Here is a 25766-nt window from a genome sequence, read left to right as displayed (position 1 = left end):
AATTATCTTGCCGCGATCGCTGGTTTGAATGAGGCCGGCAAGACCGGCCTCAACAGCCGCTGGTGGCGGTATTCCAGGGCGATGGCGCCCCAGATCAAGCCGAGCAGCAGGTACATGTGGCGCCAGTGGTCGATGTCGATGAAGGTGCCGAGCCCGATATTGCCGATAAAGGCGACGTAGGCGCACAGCAGGTAGGGCTGCCACGGCCGGTCGCGCAGTAGGATGCGGAATCCGGCCGATATCGTCCAGACGACCAGCGTCAGGAACGAGACGAAGCCGAGCCAGCCATAATCCATCAGCATTTTCAGCCAGATGTCGTGTGTGTCCTCGCCGTAGATCGTGCCGAAGACCAGCGGCCCGATGCCGAACGGGTGCTCCATGGCCATCTGGAAACCGATCGAGTAGCGCGCGAAGCGGCCGAGGCGGGCGGTGTCGTACCTCTGTTCGAGGTGGGCGCGGCTGGAAAACATCTCCGCCACCCCAGGCAATTGCAATATGACGATGATGGCGACGGCAAGCAGCGACAGGGCGGCGATGGTCATGATCACCACGCGCAGCCGGAACATGCCGCTGGCGCTCTGCAGGAACAGGCAGCCGGTGAGCAGGATGGCCGAGACCGCGAACATGCCCCAGGCGCCGCGCGAGAACGAGAAGAAAATACCGGCGCTGATGATCAGCAGCGGCACGGCCAGCAGCGGCATGCGCGTGACCGGTCCGGTCAACAGCAGATAGAGCAGGTAGATGCCGGGCAGCACCAGGAACGGCCCGAACACGTTCGGGTCCTGGAAGGCACCGGCGGCGCGGTCGTATTTGGTGAACATTTCCGCGCCGGGGAAGGCGTGGAAATAGCCTGCTATGCCAAGCAGCGACGTGGCCACGGCCGAGACGACATAGGCATTGAAGATCAGCCGGTAGAGGTTCGGCTGCGTTGCGGTGACCGATGCGAAGAACACCGCGCTGAAGGCGAGAAACAGCGACACGGCGAGATAGAGCGGCGTATAGGCGAGGTCCGCCATCTGCGTCATGGAGATCATGCCGCCGATGTTCATGGTCACCAGCGGCACCAGCAGCGGCATGGCCGCGCGCGAAATCCGCAGGCCGAACAGGGCCCAGATGGCGATAAGCGCGGCCATGTAAATTTCGTAAGGCGCCGGCTCGCTGATGACGAAGCCCGACAGAAGAATGCCGAGCACGACCGCGCTCGATGAAATCAGCGTGATCAGCTTGGCGTTGATCGCCGCGCGCGGCAGATCATGGCTGATCGCGCTCAATAGGCGTTTTCCGTATTGAGCAGCCGGATCGGCGTCAGGAACAGGATCCGCAGATCGAACAGCAGCGACCAGTTCTCGATGTAATAGAGGTCATACTCCGTCCGCATGCGGATCTTTTCATTGGTGTCCATCTCGCCGCGCCAGCCATTGATCTGGGCCCAGCCGGTGACCCCTGGCTTGACCTTGTGGCGCGCGAAATAGCCATCGACCACTTCGTTGTAGAGCAAATTGTGTGACTGCGCGGCAATGGCGTGCGGGCGCGGACCGATGAGCGAGAGCGAGCCGAGCAGCGAGTTGAAGAATTGCGGCAGCTCGTCGATCGACGTCTTGCGGATGAAGCGGCCGACACGGGTGACGCGCGGATCGTTCTTGGTCACCGTCTGCTTGGCGGTCGGGTCCGACCTGTCGGTGTACATAGAGCGGAATTTGTAGACTTCGATCACCTCGTTGTTGAAGCCGTGCCGCTTCTGCTTGAACAGCACCGGCCCCTTGCTGTCGAGCTTGATGGCGATTGCGGTGGCAAGCATCACAGGTGAGAACGCGACGATGCCGATGAGGCTGAAGATGATGTCGAAGGCGCGCTTGGCGACCGAATCCCAGTCGTTGATCGGCTTGTCGAAGATATCGAGCATCGGCACCGAGCCGATGTAGGAATAGGCGCGCGGACGAAATTGCAACGCATTGGAATGCGCCGACAGTCGGATGTCGACCGGCAGCACCCACAGTTTCTTCAGCAATTGCAGCACGCGCGATTCGGCGGTCAGCGGCAACGACACGATCAGCATGTCGATGCGGGCGATGCGGGCGAATTCGATCAGTTCCGAAATGGTGCCGAGCTTGGGATAGCCGGCGACGAGGGCTGGCGAACGCTTGTCGTTGCGGTCATCGAAGATGCCGCAGATGCGGATGTCATTGTAAGGCTGCTTTTCCACCGAGCGGATGAGCACTTCCGCCGCCTTGCCGCCACCGACGATGACGGCGCGCCGTTCCATGCTGCCATCGCGCGCCCAGCGCCGGATCAGCTTCGACATCACCAGCCTGAGGCCGAAGAGGCAGACAAAGGCAACGACGAACCAGGTGCCGAACAGCAGGCGCGAATAGTCTTGCGACATCTTCATGACGAATGCCGTCAACGCCATCAGGGCGAAGGTCCCGGCCCAGACCAGCAGGATGCGCCCGAAATTGGCGATCGGCCGCATCAGGGATACGACCTGGTAGCAATCCGTGACATCGAGCAGCACCACGGCGAGGAACGACGCGGCGGCGATCGTCAGCGGATATTGCCAGGCCAGGTAATTGAAGAATCCGACATAGTAGAAATAGACGCAAAGCCCCGAGACCAGCAGCACCGCGAATTCGACCATGCGCAGCACGCCGCTGACCATGATCGGCGACATTGTATCGCGCCGGTATTGCGACGCGACCTGTCGGGCAACGTCGTTCATGCCGCCGGGCTTGTCGCCTTCGGCAGGGCCGTCGAATTTACGGACCGCTTCTGATGAAAAGCGGTGCGCGGGGTCGATCTCGTTCATGGAACAGTCCGCAAGCTTCCCCAGGGTGATTAGCAAAAGAGAGCTAAGAAACCCTTGAAACAACCCATGGCTTTGGAAGAGCTTGGGACTAGTTTGCCAGCGCGGCGAAATACGCCTTCTCGATTTCGGCGGCCATGACGTCGGCGCCGAAGCGCGCCCTGAGCGTGGATTCATCGGGCATCAATTTGCGATAGGCGGCGAGGTCGCCCAGTGCCTGGCTCATCTTATCGGCGAGTTCGGCCGGATCCGGCCGGATCAGGGCGGGGGAGCCTGAACCGAAAATCTCCGGTATGCCGCCGACCGAGGTCGCAATCATTGGTCTTGCCGCGGCAAGTGCCTCCAGCACGGTATAGGGCATGGCCTCGGCACGCGAGGGAACGACGACGAGCGCCGCCAGGACAAAGGCCTCCCGGGCTGGCATAGGCGGCAGGAAGCGGACATTGCCTTCAAGCCCCAGGCGCTTCACCTGCTCGTGGTAGCGGGGCAGGTCGTCGCCATCGCCGACCATCACGGCACTCGGTGCTCGGCCAAGCCGGGAAGCGACGGCGGCCAGCGCATCGATGAAGATATCTGGGCCCTTGAGGTCCCGCATCATGCCGATATAGAGCAAATCAGCCGCATCGGACCCGGCGGTCACCGTCTCGAATTCGGTGGCGCGAAGTCCATTGTAGACCAGCGTGTTCGGGATCGGCGGCTCGCCTACCTTCCTGCGATAGGTCCGCCGCTCGTAGTCGGAGACGAACAGCAGGCTGTCGGTGAAGCGCGCCATGAGATACTCGAGCGCGAAGAACAGCTTTCCGGTGGCTGTGTTCTCGTCATAGTGGAGAGAGCCGCCATGCGGCGAATAGAGGCGGGCTACGCGAGACCTTGATACCCGCAACAATGAGCCGAACAGACGGGCATAGACGCCACCCTTGGCGCCGTGCCCGTGCAGCACGTCCGGCCGCAATTCCTTGATGATCCTGTAGGTGCGCCGCGCCGAGGTCACGTCGCCCGGGCCGACATGGCGCTGCATTGGCGTGCGATGGATGCCGAGCGCCAGCGTGCCCTTCATCTGCTCGAACAGGCGTTCCTCGAGTTCGCCGCCGGTGGTGGAGTCGCAAACGATGCCGACCATGTGGCCGGCGGCGACCTGCGCTTCCGTCAGGTCGCGCACGTGCCGGAAAATTCCTCCGACGGGTGAGCGAAAGCAGTGGACGATCCTGAGCTTGCCCGCCACGAGGTGTCTGTTCAGAACAGGCGTTCGCGGACGTAGACGGTATCTCCCGGCAGCAGCGGATCGGAAGTGACCACGCGGCCGGTTATCACCTTGCCGTTGATGTCGCGGGTGATGTCGACGCTCTCCTGGTTGGCGCGTGGCGTGAAGCCGCCGGCGATGGCGATGGCCTTCTGCACAGTCAGGCCGGGCACATAGGAATACTGGCCGGCGGCGCCCACTTCGCCCATGACGAAGATCGGACGGTAACGATCGATCTCGACCGAGACATCGGGGTCGCGCAGATAGCCCTGCCGCAGTTTGTCGGCGATCTCCTTTTCCATCTGCTGCGCGGTGTGGCCACGTGCCGGAATGGCGCCGACGAGTGGGAAGGAGATGTAGCCGGACTGGTCGACGCTATAGCTATTGGTCAGGCCCTCCTGCTCGAACACGGTGACGCGAACACGGTCGCCGGCGCCGAGACGATACGGCTGGTCGAGGACCTCGTGAAAGGCGGCCGGCGTCGGCCGATAGCTGGAGCAGCCCGCGAGCATCGACACGGCAAGCAGTGCGCGAAAGAGGGAAGCAGTGCTTTTCATGACCGGACAGGTACCTTCGACTGGCCGCTGCGGCGTCGCAGCAAACATCTGGGATCGGGTCCGTTATCATCCTGTTAGGGTTAATGGCCGGTAAAGGAGTGCGCCGATAGCCGTTCTTACGGGCAGGTTTTGCGATTTTATCGATTTTTTCGATCGCCCGCCAGTAAACCCTAATGGAAGCTTACCGTGATCTTAACGGCTGAGTTACCATAGTTGTTTACGGTGCGTCCCGACCCAGTTTCGGAGTAGGGATGCATGTCCGTTCAGTCCGCGGCCGCAGACGTCGACGTTGATCTCAGGCAGCTCTTCGCCAGCCTGGGGCGGAACTGGCTGCGGATTCTGGTCTTCGTTCTCGTGGTGACGGGACTTGCCTTCGCGGCCGCGTCGTTCGCGACCCGGCACTACAAGGCCCAGACCCAGGTGGAGATCGCCCCGCGAGAATCCGTCTACACGCGGCCCGCCAGCAGCAACCCGGACAGCGACAAGCCGATCCTCGATGAGCAAGGCGTTGCCACCCAGGTCCAGATAATTTCGTCCAACGAAATCCTCAAGCAGGTCGCCCAGAAACTCGGCCTGTCGCGATTGTCTGAGTTCGACGAGACGATCAACATGTCGTCCCTGAGCCGTGTGCTGATCCTGCTTGGCCTGAAGAACGACCCGATGGATGTTCCGGCCGACGAACGCGTGCTGAAGAAAATGCGCGAGAAGCTCAACGTCTACGGCGTTGAAAAGACTCGCATCATTGCCATCGAGTTCTCTTCGGAGGATCCGAAGCTTGCCGCCGCCATCCCGGATGCCATTGCCGCGGCTTATATTGCGGGGCAGGGCGCGGCCAAGAGCGAATCGAACACCGCCGCCGCGGACTTCCTGGCACCCGAGATCGCCGACCTGTCCAAGCAGGTCAGGGATGCCGAAGCCAAGGTCGCGGCTTACCGCGCCCAGTCGGACCTCCTGATGGGCGGTAACAATTCCACCTTGGCCACCCAGCAATTGGCCGAGTTGTCGACCGAGTTGTCGCGGGTGCGAGCCAACCGCGCCGCGGCCGAAGGCACGGCCGAGAGCGTGCGCAAGGCACTGCAAAATGGCGGATCGCTGGATTCACTGCCGGAAGTGCTGTCTTCCGATCTGATCCAGCGTTTGCGGGAACGGCAGGTCGAACTGCGCGCCAACATCGCCGATCTGTCGACGACGCTGCTCGACAATCATCCACGTATTCGCGCGGCCAAATCACAGCTGGCCGATCTCGATGCGCAGATCCGCAGCGAAGCCCAGAAGATCATGAAGGGCCTGGCGATGCAGGCCGATGCCGCCAAGTCGCGCGAAAACCAACTCGTCGCCGACGTCAACACGCTCAAGGCTGCTTCGGCACAGGCCGGCGAACAGCAGGTCGGTCTCGACGCGCTGCAGCGCGATGCCGCCGCCAAGCGCCAGCAACTCGAACTTTACCTGACCAATTATCGCGAGGCGGCGTCGCGTCAGGATCGCAACTATGTTCCGGTCGACGCTCGCATCGCCTCGCCGGCCTCGGTCCCCTCCGAACCGTACTTCCCCAAGGTCGGGCCGATCGTCGGCGCTGCCGCGGCGGCTTCCCTTCTGCTGGCGGCGGTGTTCACGCTGCTGCGGGAACTTTTCTCGGGCCGCGCCATGCGCCCGGCAAGCGGCGCGCGGCTTGAACCGATCGACGAGGTGGCAATGTCGCCAGCCGCTTATCAGGAGCCATCCAACCGCCTGGAGCCGGCGATCGCCGACGAATTCGCCAATCGCGCCTCCGAGGCATCACGGCCCGAAACGGTCGCGCAAACACCGGCGCAGCCGCAACCTGCCGCCGAGGTCGAGCCTGTCGCCAAAGCGGAGCCTGCCGCCGAGCCTGAATCCTTGGCGAAACCTGAACCCGTGGCCAAACCTGAACCTATGGCCGAGCCTGAACCCGTCGTGGAGGTTCGGCGACCGCGCTCCGTGCTCGGCGAGATCGACGTCGAGAAGGCCGCCGAGAAGCTGATCGCCAGCGGGGCGGCGCGCGCCATATTCGTTTCCCCCGAGGGCGACGAAGCGGCGGCGTCGGCGATCCTGGTGGCGCGCGAGGTTTCCGATGCCGGCCTGCGCGTCCTGCTGCTCGACCTCACGGCCTCGGGGGCTGCCTCGCGGCCGATGCTGGACAGCGGGCTTTTCCCCGGCATCACCAATCTGCTGGCGTCGCAGGCGCAGTTCAGCGACGTGATCCATGCCGACCTCTATTCCGACTGCCATGTCATCCCGGTGGGCACCGCCGATCCGGTGCGTGCCATGCGTGCCGCCGACCGGCTGCCGATCATCATGCAGTCGCTGACGACAGCCTATGATCTGGTGGTGGTCGAGTGCGGGCCGGCCGATGCGCAAGGCATCAGCCGTCTGGGCGGGGAGGCCACCGAGGTGTTCCTGTCGATGCTGGAGGCCGACGACGAGGTGACGCAGGCCGCGGTCAAGCTGATCGAGAGCGGCTATCCCGACCTGACGCTGGTGACGCCGCTCGGCCACGAGCCGCCAGGCAATCCGGTGCCAGGGCGGCGTTCAGCAGCCTGAAAGAGCCGCCGCTCAAAGGCACGCCTGGCCTATCCCAGTTCCAGCGTCGTCACGCCGAATATCCTGTTGGCGTCAAGCCTCGGCGGCGGGCCTTTGTACATGCGCGTGGTGGTGAAGGTCGGTGAGAAGCCTGCCGCCACCAGCGCCGCGATGAAGTCCACCTTGCTGGCCGGAACGTCGATGTGAAGGTCGCCTCCTTCGCAGGCGCCTGCCAGGTCTTCGAGCAATCCCAGTGCGGTCTGCATGTCGTCGGCGAAGAGCGGGCCGATCTTGAAGCCGCTGCGGCAGGATCGCGCTACCGCGTAGCCGGCCGTTCCCCGTGGCCCGATCGCTGCCACCGCGCGGTGCGGCGGCAGCAGCCATCGCTGCAGGAAAGAATGGCGGGAGGCGGGAAAGCAGAGCGCGTCATATCTCATGATGTCGGGCACCAATTGCGCGGTCACCATGCGAGGCCGTTTGGCGCCGATGGTCAGGGCCGCAGGGCGCCCGCTGTAACGGATGGTCTCGTAGAGCGGCCTGAACCCTTTGCTCTCGTAGTTGGCTCGTTGCTCTTCGACGCCATCGAGCCCGATGGTGCGCCCGGCCAGCCTGTTCATGCCCGCGGTCCATGCCGCCTTGCCGTAACCCTTGCCGCGCATATCCGGCCGGCAGATGTAGAGACCGACGAAACCAAAATCGTGCCCATAGGCCACGGCCGAGATCCCGGCGACCATTTCGCCGCCGGCAAAGGCGCCGATGAAACCCATGGGATCCGCTGCCTGAAACATCGCCGCATCGTCAACGCCAGGGTTCCAGCCCTCCGCGGCCGCCCAGTCGATGAGGTCAGCCAATTCTCCCAGCGACAGCGGGCGGGTGATCGGTTTCATGGTGCTTACTCGGCAGCGACTGCTCCTGGAGAGAACGATTTCAGCATACCACGATAGGGTTTGGCGAGCGGGGTCGCATAAGCACCGCGCTTCGATGTCGCGAGGCCAAGAGCCACCAGGGCCTCGGCTTGCTTCAAAGCGGCTCCGACGCCGTCAACGACAGGCAGACCGAACTCGCTCTGCAACCTGTGGGCAAGATCCGCCATGCCGGCGCAGCCAAGCACGATGGCCTCGGCGCGATCCTCCTCCACGGCCCGGGCGATCTCATCGCGCAGCTTGCCAACCGCTCCCGATGCCGGGTCATCGAGTGCCAGCACCGGAATATCGGCGGCTCGCACGCGCGCCCGACCCGACATGCCATAGCGTTGCACCAACCCCTCGACAGGCACACGCGAGCGTTCGGTGGTGGTTACGACAGTGAAACGCTGGGCAATGAAGCAGGCCATGCTGAGGGCTGCCTCGCAAATGCCGATGACGGGAATGGCGGCCATGGCCCTGGCGGCATCAAGCCCGGTGTCGTCGAAGCAGGCAATGATCGCGGCCTGCGCCCCGGCACGTTCGCCGGCGGCGATTTCCATTAGCAGGCCGGGCACCGCCAGTGCCTCGTCATAATAACCTTCGATCGAGGCCGGCCCCATGGACGACGTGACGGCGACGATTTCGGTCCAGGCTCCGGCGACACTGCGCGCGGCCGCCGCGATCGTCTCGGTCATGCTCGCCGTCGTGTTGGGATTTACCACCAGTATCCGCACGATCACGCCCTGGTCCGGCGGCGGCCGACATAGAGGATGGCGCCTAGCGTCGCCATGATCACCAGGAAGGAAAACACGGTGGTCACCGTGCCCAGCGCGTAGAGAACCGGCGTGGTGACATTGGTGGTCATGCCGTAGATCTCGAGCGGCAGTGTGTTGAAGGTTCCCGAGGTCATCAGTGTGCGGGCGAACTCATCGTAGGACAGCGTGAAGCCGAACAGGCCTACGCCGATCAGGCTTGGCGCGATCATCGGCAGCACGACATGGGCGAAGGTCTGCCAGGACGAGGCGCCAAGGTCGCGTGCGGCTTCCTCATAGGCAGGCGAGAAGCGGTTGAAGACGGCGAACATGATGAGCACGCCGAACGGCAAGGTCCAGGTCAAATGCGCGCCGAAGGCTGACGTATACCAGGCTGGTCGGAAGCCGACCTGCTGAAAGACAACGCCGATGCCCAGCGAAATGATGATGGAGGGTACCACAAGGCTGGCGACCGCCAGGTAGAACAAAGCGGTGGCGCCGCGAAATTTCTGGCGGAAGGCCAGCCCGGCCAGCAGCGAGACGACGACAGTGACGACCATCACCATAAGGCCGAGAACCAGCGAGCGCTTGAAGCTGCCGCCGAAATCGCCGACCGCCTGGCGTTCGAACAGATTGGCGAACCAATGCAGCGACACGCCGTTGAGCGGGAAGGTGAGGCCGCCGGTCTCGCCCTGGAAGGAGAGGATCAGGATCGCCGACAGCGGGCCATAGAGGAACAGCACGAACAGCGCGAAGAACACCGCCAGCGCGTAGAATTCAAGAGTGCGTTTTTCGTGGTTCACGTCACAGTTTCCTGCGGATGTCGACGATGCGCAGGATGCCGGCGACCATCAGCAGCACCAGCACTAGCAGCACCACGGCGTTGGCGGCGGCGGCCGGATATTGCAGCAGCGACATCTGGTTCTTCATCATCAGCGCGACGGATGCGCTCTGGCCGCCCGACATCACCTGCACGGTCGAGAAATCGGCCATTACCAGGGTGACGACGAAGATGGTGCCGATCGCCATGCCGGGTTTGGCCAGCGGGATGATGACGTTCCACAGCACCTGCCCGCCCGAAGCCCCGGCATCGCGCGCGGCCTCGACCAGCGAACGGTCGATGCGCATCAGCGTGTTGAAGATCGGCGTCACCATGAACAGCGTGTAGAGGTGGACCATGGCCAGCACGACCGCGAATTCCGAATAGAGCAGCCATTCGATGGGCTTCGGCACCAGCCCGAGATGCACGAGCGTCGAGTTGATCAGCCCGTTGCGGCCGAGCACTGGTATCCACGAGATCATGCGAATGATGTTCGAGGTCAGGAACGGCACCGTGCAGACCAGGAACAGCACCATCTGCATGGCGGTCGTTCGAATGTGGAAGGCGAGGAAATAAGCGACCCAGAAGCCGATGAACAGGGTCAGCCCCCAGACGATGAATGCGAATTTGACGGTGTTGAGGTAGGTTTTCCAGGTGACCCAGGAGCCGAGAACGTCGGAATAGTTGGTGGTGAGAAAGTCCGGGTACATAGCGGCGAAGTCATAGTCCCAGAAGGACACGACGACGATCATGATGATGGGCAGCAGCAAGAACGCGCCGAGGATCAGTGCCAGAGGTGCCGACTGCAGATAGGGCGCGACGGCGCCGATGGAGAACCGGCGTCGTCGGGCTGGTTTCGCGGCGGCGATTGCGGGGCGTTCGAGCGCGACTGTCATCAATGCTCTCGGGTTTGGCGATACGGCTGGGCCGTGTACCCCTTCTCCCGCCAGGGAGAAGGGGTAGAGGAGGGCGCTTGTTCCCTTTACGCCGCGATGAACTCGTTCCAGCGCTTCACCATGTAGCGATCCTCGTCCATGACCGAGTTCCAGCAGGCGACCTTGCCCATGCGCTCTTCGAAGGAGCCGCCGTCACGCACGGCGCCGGCCTTTTCCATGACGGTGCCGTCGGGCGCCTTGATCTCGCCCTTGGCCGGCTTGCCTTCGATCCAGTAGCCCCACTCGTCCTCCGACATGAACTTCTTGGCCGAGACCATGTTGGCCGAGTAGTAGCCCTGGCGGTTGAGATAGCCGCCGACCCAGCCGGAAGTGTACCAGTTGATGTATTCATAGGCGGCGTCGAGCTCGGCGCCCTTGAGATGGGCGGCGAGGCCAAGGCCGCCGCCCCATGAGCGGTAGCCTTCCTTGAGCGGCTGGAAGCGGCAGGGAATGCCCTTGGAGCGCACGGCGGCCACCGCCGGCGACCACATCGATTGGATCACCACCTCGCCCGACGCCATCAGATTGACGCTCTCGTCGAAGGATTTCCAGAAGGCGCGGAACTGGCCGGCTTGCTTGGCCTTGATTAGGAAGTCGATCGTCTTGTCGATCTCGTCCTTGGTCATGTTACCCTTGTCGGCATATTTGATGTTGCCGGTAGCTTCCATGATCATCGCAGCGTCCATGATGCCGATGGACGGGATGTTGAGGATCGCGGTCTTGCCCTTGAAGGCCGGGTCCATGATGTCGGCCCAGGTGGTGATGTCGCGGCCAACGAGGTCGGGGCGGATGCCCAGCGTGTCGGCGTTGTAGATGGTCGGCACCATGGTGAACCAGTTGGTCGGTGCCTTGGCGAAGGTCTTGCTGTCTTGCGCCTCGACGAAGCCGACCGTGTGCGGCGCCGTGCCTTGGGCAATGACGCTGTCGGGCGTCAGCTTGCCGGTTTTGAACAGCGGCACCAGTTCGTCGTAATATTTCAGCTTGCTGACATCCATCGGCTGCAGCACGCCGCTCGGGAACACCTTCTTGCAGATCCAGTATTCGATGTCGGCGATGTCGTAGCTGTCGGGTTGGGTCACGGCGCGCTGGGCGGCGGCATCGGAATCGGTCGCCGTCATCTCCAGCGTGATGCCGAGATCGGCCTTGCACTTGTCGGCGATGGCATTGAGGTTCGACACGCCGGTACCGAACTGGCGTAGCGTGATGTTGGACTGCGCCCAGATGGTCGGAAAGCCTGTGATGACGCCGGAACCGGCGGCGAAGCCGACGGCGGCAGCCCCCGTCTTCAGCAGCGAGCGGCGCGAAATTCCCGTTTTTGTTTCAGTCGTCTTTGTCATGTTCATTCCCCTGTCTTGTTTTGGTTTGGTCATTGAGTGTTGAATGAAGGCGGTCATCAATTGAGACGGCCAAGAACGACCGCGTCCTGCCGGTCCCAGGCGAGCGGCACGGCGTCGCCGACGGCGACAGGCTTTGCGAAGAAATCCGAATCGTCGACGATCACCGTGAAGTCATCGATGCCGGCGCCGTTGACCGACAACTTTACCGAATGGCCGCGATATTCGACGTTGGAAACGATGCCGGTGAAGCCGAGGCCGGGCGCAGGCGCGTCGCCGATGCGCACATGATCGGTGCGGATGGCGATATCGATCGGCGCGCCCGGCTCTCGGCCGTGACCGCAGGCGGCGAGCGAGCCGCCGCCATTGACGTCGAAGACGACCATGCCGTCATGCTCGCCGGTGACCCGGCCGGAGATGACATTGTGGTCGCCCATGAAGCGCGCGACGAAGGCCGTGGCCGGCCGTTCGAAGACGTCGCGCGGAGGCGCCGCCTGTTCGATACGGCCCTCATTCATCACCACGATCAGGTCCGCCAAGGCCATGGCCTCCACCTGGCTGTGGGTGACGTGGACGAAGGTGATGCCGAGCGAGGTCTGCAGTTTCTTTAGCTCGGCGCGCATGCGGATCTTCAGGAACGGGTCGAGCGCCGACAGCGGCTCGTCGAGCAGCAGCGCTTCCGGATCGGTGATCAAAGCCCGGGCGAGCGCCACGCGCTGCTGCTGGCCGCCGGAAAGCTGCGCGGGCCGGCGCGTCGCATAGGCCTCCATCTGCATCAGCTTCAGCATGTCGAGCGCCTTGGCACGGCGCTGTTCCTTGTCGACGCCCTTCATCTTCAGGCTGAAAGCGACATTGTCGACGAGATCCAGATGCGGGAACAGTGCATAGGATTGGAACATCATTGCCGTGCCGCGTTTTGCCGGCGGCAGGTCGGTGACAACAATGTTGCCGAGCCGTACGTCGCCTGACGAGATGCTTTCGTGACCGGCGATCATCCGCAGCGTCGAGGTCTTGCCGCAGCCGGAAGGGCCGAGCAGGCAGCAATAGGTGCCCGCCGGTATCTTCAGGCTGATGTCCTCGACGGCGGTCGTCGTTCCATAGACTTTCGAAACGGACACGATGTCGATCTCGGCGGCTTTGGACATTCAGGCTTCCCCGTTTGGTGCATTAACCAAAGCATCATGCGTGCCAATCTGGGGATGTGGGGCCAAGCGTTTGAATCGTTTAAAGAAATCAGGCTTCTTGCCGGTTGCCTACCTTAGAGGCTACTTTGTGCATTGCACAAATTATGAGCTATCGCGCGCGATCTGCACAAAAATCGTATGCAATCTTTTTCGACTTCGTGTTCACTTTCCCTCTCGTGCACGAGCGAGGACTCGCGTTAGAAGAGGGCGGGAACCATCATCGCCATGAACATCACCGATCAGGTCTATTCCGCCGCAGACAGCGCCAACCAGGATCGCGCCCAGGCGATTCGCGACAGTCTGCGCGACGCCATAGTCGACCGGAGGCTGGCGCCGGGCACCAAGCTGTCGGAAGGCGAGGTCGGCACGCTGTTCGACGTGTCGCGCACCGTCGCTCGCGCGGCGCTGCAGATGCTGTCTTTCGAAGGGCTGGTGCGAACCGAGCGCAATCGAGGCGCCTTCGTTGCCAATCCATCGCCCGAGGAAGCGCGCCAGGTGTTCGCCTCGCGCCGGCTGATCGAGCCGGGCATTGCCACTGCCGCCTGCGAGCGGGTCACATCAGCCGATATTGTCGCCTTCAGGGCGCAACTCGACGAGGAGGGCCGCTTCATCGCCGAGCGCGGTCCGACGGCGCGGCGTTCCGAAATCAAGGCGTCCGGCGATTTCCATCTGTTGCTCGCCTCGGTCGCCGGCAATGCCATCCTGCAGCGCTTCATGGAGGAACTGGTTGCGCGCTCGTCGCTTGTCATTGCGCTTTACGGACGGTCTGGCGTATCGGCCTGCGGCCACACGGAGCACACGGGTATTGTCGGTGCGCTGGAAAGCCGCGACTCCGGGCTGGTGAGCCGCTTGATGCTGCACCACATCGACCACATCGAGGCTGATCTCGATCTCCGCGTCAGGGCAGGCCCAGCGCTCCGCGAGGCTCTCAATTTCTGAGGTCTAGTGTTCGTCTTCGGTGGGAAGGGGGGGCGTCTGTCCGGCTGCCTTGCGGCGCAGCATCTTGGCTAGCTTCCAGATCGTCGGGCTGTTCTTGACAAAGGCCTTCAGCCGCGCGCCCTGGCGAAGTGCCTGTCCCAGCGCACGGCCCTTGAGCGTCAGCGGAACCAGGACCTCGAAATGCTGCGTTTCGATATCGCACCACAGCCGCTTGTAGGGCTCGTCTCCGACGGAGAAATCATAGACCGCGAACCCGGTCTGGCAGGCGTTCTGGATGTTGTCGAAGAACAGGAAGTCGCCCGGGCTGGTGTTGGCGAGTTCATCCTCGGCGATCGCCCCGAACTCGCAGATCAGGCGCCGGCCCGAGCGGCTCGATCCGGTGACGGCGCGCAACTTGCCGGCGACCTCCAGCCCATGCAGCACGAAGCAAGGCTTGTCCTCGGCAAGCGCTTGCGTAAACAGCCCCCGGAAGAAGGCGCGTGTCCGGTCGTCACCGAAGACGTTGGCAATGCCCATCTTGCGGAAGCGCTGTTCCTTCATCTCGAAGAACGCGTCGAGCAGCCTCTCCACCTCGTCGGCGCTGCGCGCCTCGATGCGCCGGTGGCTGCCGACGGCCTCGAACTTGCGCGTCTGCGAACGATGCTTCTTGCGTTTGCGCTTGCCGCTGGCACGCAGCAGCAGCGCATCGAATCCACCGCTGAGGTCGACGGCCAACGAAAGATTGGGGCTGGCGAAATGATCGAGCGATGCCAGCGGATTGGCAATGCCGTCGAGATCGGGCAGCAATCTTTCCAGCGCGATGAGATCAATATCGGGCCGGGACCCGGCGATCGCCGCGAGCATTGAGCGGATGGCTGTGATGTCGCCGCTCGCCAGCCATTGCGGTTCGGCGGCGGCGAAATTGCCATTGGCGTGGCGGCCGCCCATGAACTGGGCGACCCGCAACGGGCCGCGCTTGACCACCTCCAGCGCCACTGCGAAAGCCGGCCTGCCCTCCAGTTCGAGCGTGGCGATGAGCAGATCGGGCTTGACCTCGGCGGCCCAGGTCAAGACCCATGCCGCACTTTGCGCCGGCGCATGGAGTGCCGAACGACAGAACGCCGCATACGCCGCGAGTCCTTCGGCGGCGGCAACTGAAACCGACAGCCCCGCGGTATGCCCGGGCAGTGCGCGTGACGAAGCCTGGATCGTCGCGAGCCGCTTGCCATCAAATGACGCGGTTGCGTCAACCATACCTCAATCCTTAAGGCGTACTGATCCCGATTTGGGGGGCGCTCGGGCGTATTCCGTGCTTGGATAGCCTAGGCGCAAAAGGTGAATGAATGATCGACGGTGGGGAGGCAATCCGGAAACTGGCGCTCAACGTCGCCCGCTATACCGGCCTCGCACCGCTGGCCAGGCCGTTTGTCGGCGGCATCGGCGCCATCCTGATGCTGCACCGCGTGACGGCGACACCCGAAAAGCCCGACAGCGTCAACCGGCACCTCAACATCGCGCCCAGTTTCCTCGATGCCGTGATCGCCGACATGAGAGCGGACGGCTATGCCTTCGTCTCGATGGACGAAGCCGTGGAGCGCATCAAGGCAGGCGGCAAGGGCGGCCGGTTCGCCACCATCACCGCCGACGATGCCTATCGCGACAACATGACCGAGGCCTTGCCGGTGCTGGAGAAGCATGGCGCGCCGCTCACCATCTATGTCGCTCCAGGGCTGATCGATGGCACCGCCCACCTTTGGTGGGATGTGGTCGAGGACATCGTCAATGCCTGCGATCGCCTGACCCTGACCACACCGAACGGCCCGACCGTGATCGATTGCGCGACCCCCGTCAGGAAACATCAGGCCATCGCCCGCCTGCATGCCTATTTTACCACCGAGGTCGGCGAGGAGGACCTGCGGAGCGTGCTGCGCGATCTGGCCGCTTCCAATGGGGTCGACGCGGACGCCCCACGCCTGCGCACGCTGATGAACTGGGATGAGATCCGTACCGTCGCCGCACATCCGCTGGTGACGATGGGCGCCCATACGGTCAACCACAGCAATCTGAAGCGGCTTTCCGAGGCCGATGCGCGGCGCGAGATCGGCGCCGTCAACGACATGCTGCGAACTGAGCTTGGCGAGGAACCCCGCCATTTCGCCTATCCCTACGGCTACGCCAGCGCCGTCGGTTGCCGCGAAGTGGGCTTCGCGCGCGACGCCGGCTATGCTTCCGCCGTGACCACCCGCCACGGCGTGCTGCGCGCCGAACATGCCGGTTTCCTGCATGCCTTGCCGCGCATTTCGGTCAATGGCCGCTACCAGAGCCTGCACCATATCCGCACGATGCTGTCGGGCGTGACGACGCCGCTCGCCAACGCCGGCAAGATGCTCGTCACGATCTGACGGACTGCCCGGTCCGGGCTGGGCTCAGCGCTTGGCCCTCGGCTCCAGCATCAGCCATTTGATGATGCCCATCGCCGGCAGCACCCAGAGCAGACCGCTAAGCAGGAAGAACAGGAATTGCACCAGCGCGCCCGACTCCGACAGGCGGGCGACCGCGAAGATCGACGCGACCAGCGCGTAGATGATGACCAGCGCCAAAAGCAGGAACATTCCGATAAGCTTTTTCAGTCGAATGGGCATGGCTTGGCCTCGTTGATGGCTACCGCTTAGGCCGAACGCGGGACGCGCGCAACCTACCACATCAGGCGCGACGGCGTGCCGCGCTGCGCAGTCTTGCCAGCAGGAGTGCGATGGTTCACCAATCCGCGACATTCAACCTGCCGGGATATAGCCATGGCCGCCATCACCGCCGCCGCGCCCTATCAGGCCCGCGACCGCGACCTGCACAACCGGGTACTCGTGCGCGGCTGGCTGTACGTCGTGCTCCTGGTGCTGTTCGCGCTGGTGCTGGTTGGCGGCGCCACGCGGTTGACCGAATCCGGCCTGTCGATCACCGAATGGCAGCCGATCCATGGCGTCATCCCGCCGCTCAACGACGCCGAGTGGCAGGAGGAATTCCAACGCTACCAGCAGATCCCGCAATACACAGAGCTCAACAAGGGCATGGGCATCGAGGCGTTCAAGTCGATCTTTTGGTGGGAATGGGCGCATCGCCTGCTCGCGCGCAGTGTCGGCCTGGTCTTTGCCTTGCCGCTTCTGGTCTTCTGGGCGACGCGCCGCATCGAGCGCGGCCTTGGACCGAAGCTGGTCGGCATTCTGCTTCTCGGCGGGCTGCAGGGGGCCATCGGCTGGTGGATGGTGGCCTCCGGCCTGGTCGACCGCGTGTCGGTGAGCCAGTACAGGCTCGCCACGCACTTGACGCTGGCGGCCCTGATCTTCACCGCGACCATGGTTGTCGCGCGGGGTCTCGCTCCTCACTCCGAGCCTGCGGCCGATCGCTCGACGCAGAGATTGGCCGGTTTCATCGTGCTTCTGGCGCTGATCCAGATTTATCTCGGCGGTCTGGTGGCCGGTCTCGACGCCGGCATGAGCTACAACACCTGGCCGCTGATGGACGGCAGGATCGTTCCCGGCGATCTGCTCATCCTCGATCCGGCGTGGCGCAACGTCTTCGAGAACCCGAAGACGGTGCAGTTCATCCACCGGCTCGGCGCCTATACGGTCTTCGCCGTCGCGCTCTGGCACATGATCGCCACGCGTCGGCGGCTGCCAGGCTCGACGCATGCGCGACGCGCGACGCTGTTGTTCGTTCTGGTATTGGTGCAAGCTTCGATCGGTATCGGCACGCTGCTGATGCAGGTGCCCCTGCATATGGCGCTGACCCATCAGGCGTTTGCGCTTGTTGTGCTGGGCTTTGCCGCCGCCCATTGGCGGGGCACCAAGGGCGCTTATCCCTTGCCCAACGAGATTGCCGTCGGACGCTGAGCGCGGCCGATCACATCCAGAATTCGTTGGACTGCGTCGTCTTATCGCCGCCTTCGCCGCGCCGCCAGGCAAGGAAATGCTCGCCGCGCAACTCGTCGGCAACGTCGTCGAACGGCTTCAGCGCCTTCACGATCGCCGGTGAGCCGTCCTCGCGCCGCACCTTCCAGATGCGGCTCGAGAATGTTTCGGCAATGAGTTCGGGTTCGCTGACTTGCCAGCGCGCTGGAAAGGCCGGTGCGTCCATCACAGACCGAGCATCAGGTCCATGTTCTGGACGGCCGCGCCCGAGGCGCCCTTGCCGAGATTGTCGTAGACCGCCAGCAGCAGCGCCTGGGCTCTGCTGTCGTTGGCAAAGACATAGACCCTCATGCGGTTGGTGCCGTTATAGATCTCCGGATCGATGTCCGGCACGCGCTCCAGATGCGCATAGGGCGCCACCTCGACCACACCGCCCTTGATCGCGGCGAAATGGTCCGAAATGGCGGCGTGAAGTTCGGCACCCGTCGGCACGCGGTCGAGGCCGCCGAGCTGCAACGGCACCACCGTGATCATGCCTTGGGCGAAATTGCCCACCGCCGGCTGCATGATCGGATCATGCGACAGCTTCGCATAGGCCTTCAATTCCGGCACGTGCTTGTGCTGCAGGGTCAGGCCATAGGGCAGGAACTCCGAGGCGTCCTCGCCCTTGGTGACATAGTCTTCGATCATCGGACGCCCGCCGCCCGAATAGCCCGTAATGCCGTTGACCGCGATCGGGAAATTGGCCGGCAGCAGGCCTGCGGTGACCAGTGGCCTGAGCGTCGCTATCGGTCCCTGCGGCCAGCAGCCGGGATTGGCGACGCGCTTGGCCGTGGCGATCTTCCTCGCCTGCTCCTTGTCCAGTTCGGCGAAGCCATATTCCCAGCCTTCGGCCACGCGATGCGCGGTCGACGCATCGATCACCTTGGTGGTGTCGTTGGTGATCAGCGAGACGCTTTCCTTGGCGGCATCGTCGGGCAGGCACAGGATTGCGATATCGGCGGCGTTGAGGAATTCGGCGCGCGCGGCCGTTTCCTTGCGGCGCTCGACAGGAATGGAAATGATCTCCAGATCGCCGCGCTCGGCAAGCAGCGCCCGGATCTGGAGGCCGGTGGTGCCATGCTCGCCGTCGATGAAGATTTTCGGTTTCATTGCCTGATCAAATTCCCTGATATACCAAGACTATATGCCGTTACCGTGGTTGACCGCGGCGCCATTGTGGTTGCCGGTGTTCAGCTCCTCGAGCCGGGCCTTTCGCTCGGCCAGCAGGCCGAGATACTGCATGGCCACCATCGAACCGGCGATCGCCGTTATATCGGCGTGATCATAGGCCGGCGCAACCTCCACGACATCGGCGCCGACGATATCGACCTGGTTGAGCTGACGCAGCGTCGACAGGATCTTCGCCGAGGACGGGCCGCCCGAAACTGGCGTGCCGGTTCCAGGCGCATAGGCCGGATCGAGGCAGTCGATGTCGAAGGTCAGATAGGTCTTCTTGCCGCCGGTGCGATCGACGATGGCGTAGGCGATGTCGGAGGCGCGCATCTCCTCGATCTCATGGCCATAGAGAATCTTGATGCCGAACGTGTCGGGCGCATGGGTGCGGATGCCGATCTGGATCGAGCGGTCGGGATCGATAATGCCTTCCTTGACCGCTCGGCCGACGAAGGACCCGTGGTCGATGCGCTTGCCGTCATCGGGCCATGTGTCCTGGTGGGCGTCGAACTGCACCAAGGCCAGCGGTCCGTGGATAGCGGCATGCGCCTTGAGCAGAGGCCAGGTGACGAAATGGTCGCCGCCCAGCGTCAGCAGGAAGGCGCCCGATTTCAGGATCTTGGCCGCTTCGCGCTCGATCGTGGCGGGCGTCTTCTGATGGTTGCCCGAGTCGAGGAGGCAGTCGCCATAATCGACCACGGCGAGGTGCTCGAACAGATCGCGCGAAAACGGGTATTGCGGGTCGTTGTCGAGGATCGCCGAGGCGCGGCGGATCGCCTGCGGCCCGAACCGGGCGCCCGGCCGGTTGGTGACGGCGGCGTCGAAGGGAATGCCCCACACCACCGCATCCGCGCCCTTCACGTCCTTGGTGTATTTGCGCCGCATGAAAGACAGCGCGCCCGAATAGGTCGGCTCAAGGGCGCCACCCGTTTTGGAGCGGGCGGTGAAGGCATGGTCGATGTTCTTGGTCGCCATTACGGGTCCTCGTTTTCATCGGGGTGCAACAACTACAGAACCGGCATGGAAGATGCCAGTCACAGCTTGGGGAGACGAAACCGCGCCGCCCGGGCGCCACGGCAAGACAGGATTTGTATCATCATGACGCAGACCGCGTTTCTTAATCCGTCGGATGCCGTGGTGTCGACCCACGCCGGCACGATCGCCGGCGATCGCTTCCAGGTTCTCGATTCGTGGCGCGGCATCTGCGCGTTGCTGGTGGCGCTGTTTCATTTCCCGACCGCATCAGTGATCTCGCAGAGCAGCTTTATCGGTTCGTCCTATCTTTTCGTCGACTTCTTCTTCGTCCTTTCCGGCTTCGTCATCGCCTCCAGCTATGCCAATCGGCTGGGCCGGCCGGAAGAGGTCGCCCGCTTTGCCCTGGTCCGTTTCGGCCGCATCTATCCGCTGCATCTGGTCATGCTTGCCGCCTTTGCCGCCTTCGAATTGTTGCGGCTGATGCTGCCGCAATTGCATGGCACGGGGGCCGCTCCCTTCACCGGCGGCTTCGACCTCAAGAGCCTGGCTGCCAATCTCCTTCTGCTGCAAGGTGTCGGCTTCGAGGATCGGTTGACGTGGAATGCGCCAAGCTGGAGCATCTCGGCCGAGTTTTTCGCCTATCTCCTGTTTGCCGGCGTGGTCTTCATCGCCGGCGCACGCGCCTGGATATGGTTTGTCGCCGCCGCCGTCACCGCGTCGCTGTTCCTGCTCGGCTTCTCCACGCATCATATGGATGTGTCCTACGATTTCGGCTTCATCCGCTGCCTCTACGGCTTCTCGCTCGGCGCCCTGCTGGCCTGGTTTCAGCATGATTCCATTGCAGGGGCGCGACAGGTCCTGGTCACAAACGGCCCGCGGGTGAGCTGGACTCTTGCCGAAATCGTCATGGTGGCCGTCATCGTTCTTTTTGTCTCGCTGGCGGGCGACAATGATTTCGGCATCGCCGCGCCCCTGGTGTTCGCCCTGGCGTTGTTTCTGTTCGCCCATGAAGGCGGCTGGATCAGCGCCTTGCTCAGGACGCCCTTCATGCTGACGCTCGGCGCGCTGTCCTATTCGATCTACATGGTCCACATCTTCGTCCAGGCGCGCCTGATCAACGTCGCCGGGCTCGTCGAGCGCAAGCTCGGCCTCGGCTTGATTGGCGACATCGTGCTGCGTGGCGGGCCCGCGACAGGCTTTGGGCCCGGCTGGACAGGGACTGTAGCGATCGTCGTCATGCTCGCCGCCACCATCGCCGTGTCGTGGATCACATGGCGCCTGGTCGAAATGCCTGCAATGGCCTGGTTCCGCCGGCTCTCGAAACGCATCTGACCCGCATCGCCGGCCAACCGCTAGCCGGCTTCGTTCACCTGGATGTCACCGAGGTCGCCTATCCCCGGCTCGATCCGGCAAGGAGCGATTCTCGATGCGGACGATCTGGCTGAACCTTCTGCTTTCCACCGCGCTGGCGGCCTCCGCCGGCCAGGCCTTGGCCGGCGAAACACGCGCCAGGCAGATCCTCGACCGCTTCGAACATGCCAACCAGTGGCGCGACCATGTCATGGTGGCCGCGCACAGAGCCGGCAGCATGCAGGCCGGCAAGACGCTCTATGCGGAAAACTCGCTCGCGGCGGTTGAAGGTTCGATCGCGATCGGCGCCGAAATCGTCGAGGTCGACATCAGGCGCTCGAAGGACGGCGAGCTCATCGTCATGCATGACAGCTGGCTCGACCGTACGACGACCTGCAAGGGCGAAGTCATCAACTACACGCTGGCCGAATTGAAGAGATGCCGGCTGGTGATCGAGGGCACCCATGCCGTCACCAACGAGACCGTCTCGACATTGCGCGAAATGCTGATGACGACTAGGGACAGAATCCTCATCAATCTCGACAACAAGCTCGAAGTCGGCGACCTCCCGGGCATGATCGCGGTGGCTCGCGATCTCGGCATGGCCGAGCAGGTCATCGTCAAGGAAAACCTTTGGAACCAGAACAGGATCATCACGGTGAAAGCCGCCATGGCCGCGGCAGGCGGTGGCTTTCAGTTCATGCCGATCATTGCCGATGACGCCGTGCATGATGCCGGCTTCGCCTCGACGGTCGACCACGCTTTCGCGCCGGGCGCGATCGAGCTGATCAACTGGCGGGCGGGCGCGGAGACGTTGACCGAAACCGGCGGGCCGCTGTTTAGCACGCGTATGCGCGCCGAGGCGGTGAGGGGCGATTGGCATATTTGGGCCGACACCTATGCCATCGTCAACAAGCCGGGCGGCTTCCTCGCCGGCGGCCGCGGCGACGAACTGGCGGTCCAGGCCAGCTCGCCGCGCGAAGCCTGGGGCTTCTGGGCCGATCGCGGCGCCACCATCATCCAGACCGACGAGCCGAAGGCGGCGATCGCCTGGCTGGCGGCGAACGGCTATCGTGTGCCTTATGCCGACGAGAAGCGGCCGGCCGAACCGGCGCATACGGCCAGCATCAATTAGGGCTGAAGCTGCCGATCTCCCTCTCGTGACTGTTGCCCGGCAGGTCGGAGGGGCGCCGTCCCACAACCTGTCGATCACTGAAATCTGCGGCCCGAAAAACAAAGGCCGCCCGGAGGCGGCCTTTGATATCGGAAATTCGAAACGCTTAGCGCTTCGAGAACTGGAAGGAGCGACGGGCCTTGGCCTTGCCGTACTTCTTGCGCTCGACGACGCGGCTGTCGCGGGTCAGGAAGCCACCCTTCTTGAGCACGGCACGCAGCGCCGGCTCGTAATAGGTCAGCGCCTTGGAGATGCCGTGACGAACGGCACCGGCCTGGCCGGAGAGGCCGCCACCGACGACGGTGGCGACAATGTCGTACTGGCCCGAACGGTTGGACGCGATGATCGGCTGGTTGAGGATCATCTGCAGGACCGGACGCGCGAAATAGGTCGCGAATTCCTTGTCGTTGACGACGATCTTGCCGGAACCCGGCTTCACCCAGACGCGCGCGATGGCGTTCTTGCGCTTGCCGGTGGCATAGGCGCGGCCCGACTTGTCGAGCTTCTGGACATGGACGGGGGCCGCGGCCTGGGTGTTCGTGTTCCCGGTGGCGGCGCCCAGTTCTGCGAGCGAGGAAAGCTCAGCCATCTTATGCGACCTTCTTGTTCTTGGAATTCAGCTTGGCCACGTCGAGGACTTCTGGCTGCTGGGCGACATGCGGATGCTCCGCGCCTGCATAGACGCGCAGGTTCTTCATCTGGCGACGGCCGAGCGGGCCACGCGGAACCATGCGCTCAACGGCCTTCTCGACGACACGCTCGGGGAAACGGCCCTCGAGCAGCTGGCGCGCGGTGCGCTCCTTGATGCCGCCGGGGTGGCCGGTGTGCCAGTAATAGACCTTGTCGGTGAACTTCTTGCCGGTGAACACCACCTTGTCGGCATTGATGACGATGACATTGTCGCCGTCGTCGACATGCGGGGTGAAGGTCGGCTTGTGCTTGCCGCGAAGATGATTGGCGATGACAGTGGCAAGACGGCCGACGACGAGACCCTCGGCGTCGATCAGGATCCACTTCTTCACCACATCCGCAGGCTTCTGCGAAAAGGTTGTCATGTTTTCTGCTCTCGGTTTTGACCTTCACGGGGAAGGCGTTTCTTGTTGCTTGGATTGGCGAACGACGCTTGTCATCAGCCAATAACAAAACGGCGGCCTTTTGCGGGCCGCTGCTTCGTGAGGGCTTATAGGCGAGGGGGAACTGCACGTCAAGCAGATCAAAAAGCTCTACGGCGAAGAAACAATAGCAAAAACAACGACCTAGGTAAAAGGTATTATTTTACCACATCGCTGGTGCGCTTCGGCGGGATCGAGTAGGTACCCGTGGCATGCGCGATCGTGTGTCCATCCGGGCCGGCGACGATGTCGATGTCGAACACCATCAGGCTCTTTCCGAGCTTCAGGATGCGGCAATGGCCATCGATCGGCCCGGCCTCGGCCTTGCGGACGAAGTTGATGTTGAGGTTGGTGGTGACCGAGAGCGCATCCGGCCCGGCATGGCTGAGCACGCAGACATAGCCGCCAATGTCGGCCAGCGTAAACAGGGCAGGGCCGGACACCGTGCCGCCGGGGCGCAAATGCCGCTCGCCGGCATTGAGCCGCACGATACAGCCGCCGGGAAACACGTCGATGGCCTCATAGGCGGCGGAACTCTCATTGAGTTGCGGAAAGACGCTCTCCATCAACACGTTGATCTGCACTGCGGTCAGCACCGGCTTGAGATTGGTCTGGGCGGGCATGTCGGTCTCTCGTTCTGCGCATGCTTGTATGGGCGCAGGCGGACGTTTCTGGCAACATATACATCGCCCTGGCGCAAGCGATGGGTGTTGGACGAAACCCGATGCGATATTAGATACCCTGCCGGCACGACCGGAATCGCGGAGACCTTAGCCATGGCCGAAATCCTTGCCATCAAGCCTGCTGCCGCCGAAGAGGGCCCGGTCACGACGAGGCTGGACAAGGGCGTGCTGCGCCTGACGCTTGCCAATCCGCCCGCCAACGCCTTGTCGCTGGCGGTCATGGCGGCGCTGACGGCGGAACTCGACCGCGCCAGGGCCGACAAGGCCGTTCGTGTCATCGTACTCTCGGCGGCCGGCAAGGTGTTCTGCGCCGGCCATGACCTCAAGGAAATGACCGCGCGGCGCGCCGACGCCGATCGCGGCAAGGCCTTCTTCGAAGAGACCTTTGCCGCTTGCGCCACGCTGATGCAGACGATCGTGCGCCACCCCCTGCCTGTCATCGCCGAGGTGGATGGCCTGGCGACAGCCGCCGGCCTGCAACTGGTCGCGAGCTGCGACCTGGCCATCGCCTCGCATGAGGCGACCTTCTGCACGCCGGGCGTCAACATCGGCCTGTTCTGTTCGACGCCGATGGTGGCGCTGTCGCGCAACGTCTCGCGCAAGCAGGCGATGGAGATGCTGTTGACCGGTGAGACGATCGATGCGGCAACGGCCAAGGAATTCGGCCTCGTCAACCGCGTCGTGCCGCGTGAGTACCTGAATCAGATTGTCACCAAATACGCGCAAACCATTGCGTCCAAATCGTCCTTGGTCGTGAAGACCGGCAAGGAAGCCTTTTACGCGCAGGCCGAAATGGGGCTGGCGGATGCCTATGCCTATACCGGCCGCGTCATGGTCGAGAACATGCTGGCGCGGGACGCGGAAGAGGGCATCGGCGCCTTCATCGGCAAGCGCAAGCCGGAATGGACGGACGAATAGGACGGGAGCATGGAACCGCGCATCTCCATCATCACCATCGCCACCGACGATCTCGATCGCGCGGTGCGTTTCTACGAGGCGATGGGCCTGAAACGTCATGCCGGGATCACCGATGGTGTCGCCTTCTTCCAGATGGGCGGCGCCATCCTCGGCCTGTTCCCGCGCGCCAGCGCCGAGGAGGATTCCGGCGTCGCCTTCACCGGGGCGCCGTCCGCCGTCTATCTCGCCTACAACACCCGCTCTGATGCCGAGGTCGACGAAGTGCTCGCCATGGCAGAAAAAGCCGGCGGCCGCATCATCAAGCCGGCTGGCCGCGCTTTCTGGGGCGGCTGGTACGGCTATTTTGCCGACGCCGACGGCCATGTCTGGGAAGTGGCGCACAATCCGGCCTTTCCAATCGCGGAAGACGGCACGATTTCGCTGCCCGAATGATGCAGCCCCGGCGATGCTG

At 63.3% G+C, this 25766-nt stretch carries 25 protein-coding genes and 1 pseudogene; 8 read left to right on the top strand and 18 right to left on the bottom strand.

Annotated elements, in window-relative coordinates:
• Positions 1 to 2 precede the first annotated feature (2 nt).
• The 4 genes from EN804_RS04585 to EN804_RS04570 form a co-directional block, all read right to left on the bottom strand.
• Positions 3 to 1271 carry an O-antigen ligase family protein gene (locus EN804_RS04585; RefSeq protein ID WP_135918730.1) on the bottom strand — a complete coding sequence of 423 codons (1269 nt, stop codon included), beginning with the start codon at positions 1269 to 1271 and terminating at the stop codon, positions 3 to 5.
• A complete protein-coding gene (locus tag EN804_RS04580; RefSeq protein WP_127869616.1) occupies positions 1268 to 2803 on the bottom strand; it encodes an undecaprenyl-phosphate glucose phosphotransferase in 1536 nt (511 codons plus the stop codon). Before EN804_RS04580 ends, EN804_RS04585 begins: the two co-directional genes overlap by 4 nt.
• Before the next feature lie 88 nt (positions 2804 to 2891).
• Positions 2892 to 4022 (bottom strand): glycosyltransferase, encoded by a 1131-nt coding sequence (locus EN804_RS04575; protein ID WP_135915437.1) that lies wholly within the window; start codon positions 4020 to 4022, stop codon positions 2892 to 2894.
• An 11-nt stretch (positions 4023 to 4033) separates the two neighbouring features.
• A complete protein-coding gene (locus EN804_RS04570) occupies positions 4034 to 4597 on the bottom strand; it encodes a polysaccharide biosynthesis/export family protein (RefSeq protein WP_127279587.1) in 564 nt (187 codons plus the stop codon).
• A 255-nt stretch (positions 4598 to 4852) separates the two neighbouring features.
• Between EN804_RS04570 and EN804_RS04565 the strand changes: the two genes are divergently transcribed.
• The gene (locus EN804_RS04565) at positions 4853 to 7156 is read left to right on the top strand and encodes a Wzz/FepE/Etk N-terminal domain-containing protein (protein WP_127869614.1); all 2304 of its coding nucleotides are present in this window, start codon (positions 4853 to 4855) and stop codon (positions 7154 to 7156) included.
• A gap of 29 nt (positions 7157 to 7185) precedes the next feature.
• On the opposite strand, the gene EN804_RS04560 is transcribed toward EN804_RS04565, so the two are convergent.
• From EN804_RS04560 to EN804_RS04535, 6 genes are all read right to left on the bottom strand, one after another.
• Positions 7186 to 8022 carry a GNAT family N-acetyltransferase gene (locus EN804_RS04560; RefSeq protein WP_135864065.1) on the bottom strand — a complete coding sequence of 279 codons (837 nt, stop codon included), beginning with the start codon at positions 8020 to 8022 and terminating at the stop codon, positions 7186 to 7188.
• A 5-nt stretch (positions 8023 to 8027) separates the two neighbouring features.
• Positions 8028 to 8774: an aspartate/glutamate racemase family protein gene (locus tag EN804_RS04555; protein WP_189524446.1), complete on the bottom strand. Its 747-nt coding sequence runs from the start codon at positions 8772 to 8774 to the stop codon at positions 8028 to 8030.
• A gap of 2 nt (positions 8775 to 8776) precedes the next feature.
• Positions 8777 to 9595: an ABC transporter permease gene (locus EN804_RS04550; RefSeq protein ID WP_135880065.1), complete on the bottom strand. Its 819-nt coding sequence runs from the start codon at positions 9593 to 9595 to the stop codon at positions 8777 to 8779.
• Between the two features lies 1 nt (position 9596).
• Positions 9597 to 10508, bottom strand: a complete 912-nt coding sequence (locus EN804_RS04545; protein ID WP_135918728.1) for an ABC transporter permease — start codon at positions 10506 to 10508, stop codon at positions 9597 to 9599.
• A gap of 86 nt (positions 10509 to 10594) precedes the next feature.
• Complete coding sequence (locus EN804_RS04540) at positions 10595 to 11884, bottom strand: PotD/PotF family extracellular solute-binding protein (RefSeq protein ID WP_127279658.1); 1290 nt, start codon at positions 11882 to 11884, stop codon at positions 10595 to 10597.
• A gap of 56 nt (positions 11885 to 11940) precedes the next feature.
• The gene (locus EN804_RS04535; RefSeq protein WP_135918727.1) at positions 11941 to 13026 is read right to left on the bottom strand and encodes an ABC transporter ATP-binding protein; all 1086 of its coding nucleotides are present in this window, start codon (positions 13024 to 13026) and stop codon (positions 11941 to 11943) included.
• Between the two features lie 264 nt (positions 13027 to 13290).
• On the opposite strand from EN804_RS04535, the gene EN804_RS04530 reads away from it, so the two are divergent.
• The gene (locus EN804_RS04530) at positions 13291 to 14004 is read left to right on the top strand and encodes a GntR family transcriptional regulator (RefSeq protein WP_127869609.1); all 714 of its coding nucleotides are present in this window, start codon (positions 13291 to 13293) and stop codon (positions 14002 to 14004) included.
• 3 nt (positions 14005 to 14007) lie between these two features.
• Here the strand turns inward: EN804_RS04530 and EN804_RS04525 are convergent, their stop codons facing one another.
• Entirely contained in the window at positions 14008 to 15237 is a 1230-nt protein-coding gene (locus EN804_RS04525) for a GNAT family N-acetyltransferase (RefSeq protein ID WP_135918726.1), read from the bottom strand.
• A gap of 89 nt (positions 15238 to 15326) precedes the next feature.
• Here EN804_RS04525 and EN804_RS04520 point away from each other — a divergent pair, with 89 nt between their 5' ends.
• Positions 15327 to 16385 carry a polysaccharide deacetylase family protein gene (locus tag EN804_RS04520; RefSeq protein WP_127279126.1) on the top strand — a complete coding sequence of 353 codons (1059 nt, stop codon included), beginning with the start codon at positions 15327 to 15329 and terminating at the stop codon, positions 16383 to 16385.
• A gap of 24 nt (positions 16386 to 16409) precedes the next feature.
• Here EN804_RS04520 and EN804_RS04515 read toward each other — a convergent pair whose 3' ends face one another.
• Positions 16410 to 16625: a DUF2842 domain-containing protein gene (locus EN804_RS04515; protein WP_027143610.1), complete on the bottom strand. Its 216-nt coding sequence runs from the start codon at positions 16623 to 16625 to the stop codon at positions 16410 to 16412.
• A 153-nt stretch (positions 16626 to 16778) separates the two neighbouring features.
• Here EN804_RS04515 and EN804_RS04510 point away from each other — a divergent pair, with 153 nt between their 5' ends.
• A complete protein-coding gene (locus EN804_RS04510; protein ID WP_135918725.1) occupies positions 16779 to 17870 on the top strand; it encodes a COX15/CtaA family protein in 1092 nt (363 codons plus the stop codon).
• A 49-nt stretch (positions 17871 to 17919) separates the two neighbouring features.
• On the opposite strand, the pseudogene EN804_RS04505 reads toward EN804_RS04510, so the two are convergent.
• From EN804_RS04505 to speB, 3 genes and pseudogenes are all read right to left on the bottom strand, one after another.
• Positions 17920 to 18117: pseudogene (locus tag EN804_RS04505) on the bottom strand (aminoglycoside phosphotransferase family protein); the annotation flags it as partial.
• Positions 18114 to 19040, bottom strand: a complete 927-nt coding sequence (argC, locus tag EN804_RS04500) for an N-acetyl-gamma-glutamyl-phosphate reductase (protein ID WP_135880072.1) — start codon at positions 19038 to 19040, stop codon at positions 18114 to 18116. The gene argC and the pseudogene EN804_RS04505, both read right to left, overlap by 4 nt.
• A gap of 30 nt (positions 19041 to 19070) precedes the next feature.
• Positions 19071 to 20078, bottom strand: a complete 1008-nt coding sequence (gene speB, locus EN804_RS04495) for an agmatinase (RefSeq protein WP_127869605.1) — start codon at positions 20076 to 20078, stop codon at positions 19071 to 19073.
• Between the two features lie 123 nt (positions 20079 to 20201).
• On the opposite strand from speB, the gene EN804_RS04490 reads away from it, so the two are divergent.
• Positions 20202 to 21410 carry an acyltransferase gene (locus EN804_RS04490; RefSeq protein WP_127869604.1) on the top strand — a complete coding sequence of 403 codons (1209 nt, stop codon included), beginning with the start codon at positions 20202 to 20204 and terminating at the stop codon, positions 21408 to 21410.
• 94 nt (positions 21411 to 21504) lie between these two features.
• Positions 21505 to 22563, top strand: a complete 1059-nt coding sequence (locus EN804_RS04485) for a glycerophosphodiester phosphodiesterase family protein (RefSeq protein ID WP_135915445.1) — start codon at positions 21505 to 21507, stop codon at positions 22561 to 22563.
• Positions 22564 to 22708: 145 nt separating this feature from the next.
• Here the strand turns inward: EN804_RS04485 and rpsI are convergent, their stop codons facing one another.
• The 3 genes from rpsI to EN804_RS04470 all read right to left on the bottom strand — a co-directional run bounded on the left by rpsI (position 22709) and on the right by EN804_RS04470 (position 24337).
• Positions 22709 to 23191: a 30S ribosomal protein S9 gene (gene rpsI, locus EN804_RS04480; protein ID WP_010915637.1), complete on the bottom strand. Its 483-nt coding sequence runs from the start codon at positions 23189 to 23191 to the stop codon at positions 22709 to 22711.
• A gap of 1 nt (position 23192) precedes the next feature.
• A complete protein-coding gene (rplM, locus tag EN804_RS04475; protein WP_010915638.1) occupies positions 23193 to 23657 on the bottom strand; it encodes a 50S ribosomal protein L13 in 465 nt (154 codons plus the stop codon).
• A 215-nt stretch (positions 23658 to 23872) separates the two neighbouring features.
• On the bottom strand, positions 23873 to 24337 hold the full coding sequence (locus tag EN804_RS04470) for a PaaI family thioesterase (RefSeq protein WP_127280156.1): 465 nt from the start codon (positions 24335 to 24337) through the stop codon (positions 23873 to 23875).
• A 153-nt stretch (positions 24338 to 24490) separates the two neighbouring features.
• On the opposite strand from EN804_RS04470, the gene EN804_RS04465 reads away from it, so the two are divergent.
• Entirely contained in the window at positions 24491 to 25315 is an 825-nt protein-coding gene (locus EN804_RS04465) for an enoyl-CoA hydratase (RefSeq protein ID WP_127869601.1), read from the top strand.
• 9 nt (positions 25316 to 25324) lie between these two features.
• Positions 25325 to 25747, top strand: a complete 423-nt coding sequence (locus tag EN804_RS04460) for a VOC family protein (protein WP_135918724.1) — start codon at positions 25325 to 25327, stop codon at positions 25745 to 25747.
• Positions 25748 to 25766 lie beyond the last annotated feature (19 nt).

It is taken from the genome of Mesorhizobium sp. M8A.F.Ca.ET.161.01.1.1 (assembly GCF_004792105.1).
Taxonomy (GTDB): Bacteria; Pseudomonadota; Alphaproteobacteria; order Rhizobiales; family Rhizobiaceae; genus Mesorhizobium.
Note: the sequence above shows the minus strand (reverse complement) of the source record. Positions and strands in the feature narration are given on the sequence as shown.

Bases quoted from the DNA above. Each gene is read 5' to 3' on its own strand.
- EN804_RS04580 (WP_127869616.1), bottom strand. From the start codon at position 2,803: ATGAACGAGATCGACCCCGCGCACCGCTTTTCATCAGAAGCGGTCCGT.
- EN804_RS04570 (WP_127279587.1), bottom strand. From the start codon at position 4,597: ATGAAAAGCACTGCTTCCCTCTTTCGCGCACTGCTTGCCGTGTCGATG.
- EN804_RS04565 (WP_127869614.1), top strand. From the start codon at position 4,853: ATGTCCGTTCAGTCCGCGGCCGCAGACGTCGACGTTGATCTCAGGCAG.
- EN804_RS04560 (WP_135864065.1), bottom strand. From the start codon at position 8,022: ATGAAACCGATCACCCGCCCGCTGTCGCTGGGAGAATTGGCTGACCTC.
- EN804_RS04545 (WP_135918728.1), bottom strand. From the start codon at position 10,508: ATGACAGTCGCGCTCGAACGCCCCGCAATCGCCGCCGCGAAACCAGCC.
- EN804_RS04540 (WP_127279658.1), bottom strand. From the start codon at position 11,884: ATGACAAAGACGACTGAAACAAAAACGGGAATTTCGCGCCGCTCGCTG.
- EN804_RS04535 (WP_135918727.1), bottom strand. From the start codon at position 13,026: ATGTCCAAAGCCGCCGAGATCGACATCGTGTCCGTTTCGAAAGTCTAT.
- EN804_RS04530 (WP_127869609.1), top strand. From the start codon at position 13,291: ATGAACATCACCGATCAGGTCTATTCCGCCGCAGACAGCGCCAACCAG.
- EN804_RS04525 (WP_135918726.1), bottom strand. From the start codon at position 15,237: ATGGTTGACGCAACCGCGTCATTTGATGGCAAGCGGCTCGCGACGATC.
- EN804_RS04520 (WP_127279126.1), top strand. From the start codon at position 15,327: ATGATCGACGGTGGGGAGGCAATCCGGAAACTGGCGCTCAACGTCGCC.
- EN804_RS04515 (WP_027143610.1), bottom strand. From the start codon at position 16,625: ATGCCCATTCGACTGAAAAAGCTTATCGGAATGTTCCTGCTTTTGGCG.
- EN804_RS04510 (WP_135918725.1), top strand. From the start codon at position 16,779: ATGGCCGCCATCACCGCCGCCGCGCCCTATCAGGCCCGCGACCGCGAC.
- argC (WP_135880072.1), bottom strand. From the start codon at position 19,040: ATGAAACCGAAAATCTTCATCGACGGCGAGCATGGCACCACCGGCCTC.
- speB (WP_127869605.1), bottom strand. From the start codon at position 20,078: ATGGCGACCAAGAACATCGACCATGCCTTCACCGCCCGCTCCAAAACG.
- EN804_RS04490 (WP_127869604.1), top strand. From the start codon at position 20,202: ATGACGCAGACCGCGTTTCTTAATCCGTCGGATGCCGTGGTGTCGACC.
- EN804_RS04485 (WP_135915445.1), top strand. From the start codon at position 21,505: ATGCGGACGATCTGGCTGAACCTTCTGCTTTCCACCGCGCTGGCGGCC.
- rpsI (WP_010915637.1), bottom strand. From the start codon at position 23,191: ATGGCTGAGCTTTCCTCGCTCGCAGAACTGGGCGCCGCCACCGGGAAC.
- rplM (WP_010915638.1), bottom strand. From the start codon at position 23,657: ATGACAACCTTTTCGCAGAAGCCTGCGGATGTGGTGAAGAAGTGGATC.
- EN804_RS04470 (WP_127280156.1), bottom strand. From the start codon at position 24,337: ATGCCCGCCCAGACCAATCTCAAGCCGGTGCTGACCGCAGTGCAGATC.
- EN804_RS04465 (WP_127869601.1), top strand. From the start codon at position 24,491: ATGGCCGAAATCCTTGCCATCAAGCCTGCTGCCGCCGAAGAGGGCCCG.
- EN804_RS04460 (WP_135918724.1), top strand. From the start codon at position 25,325: ATGGAACCGCGCATCTCCATCATCACCATCGCCACCGACGATCTCGAT.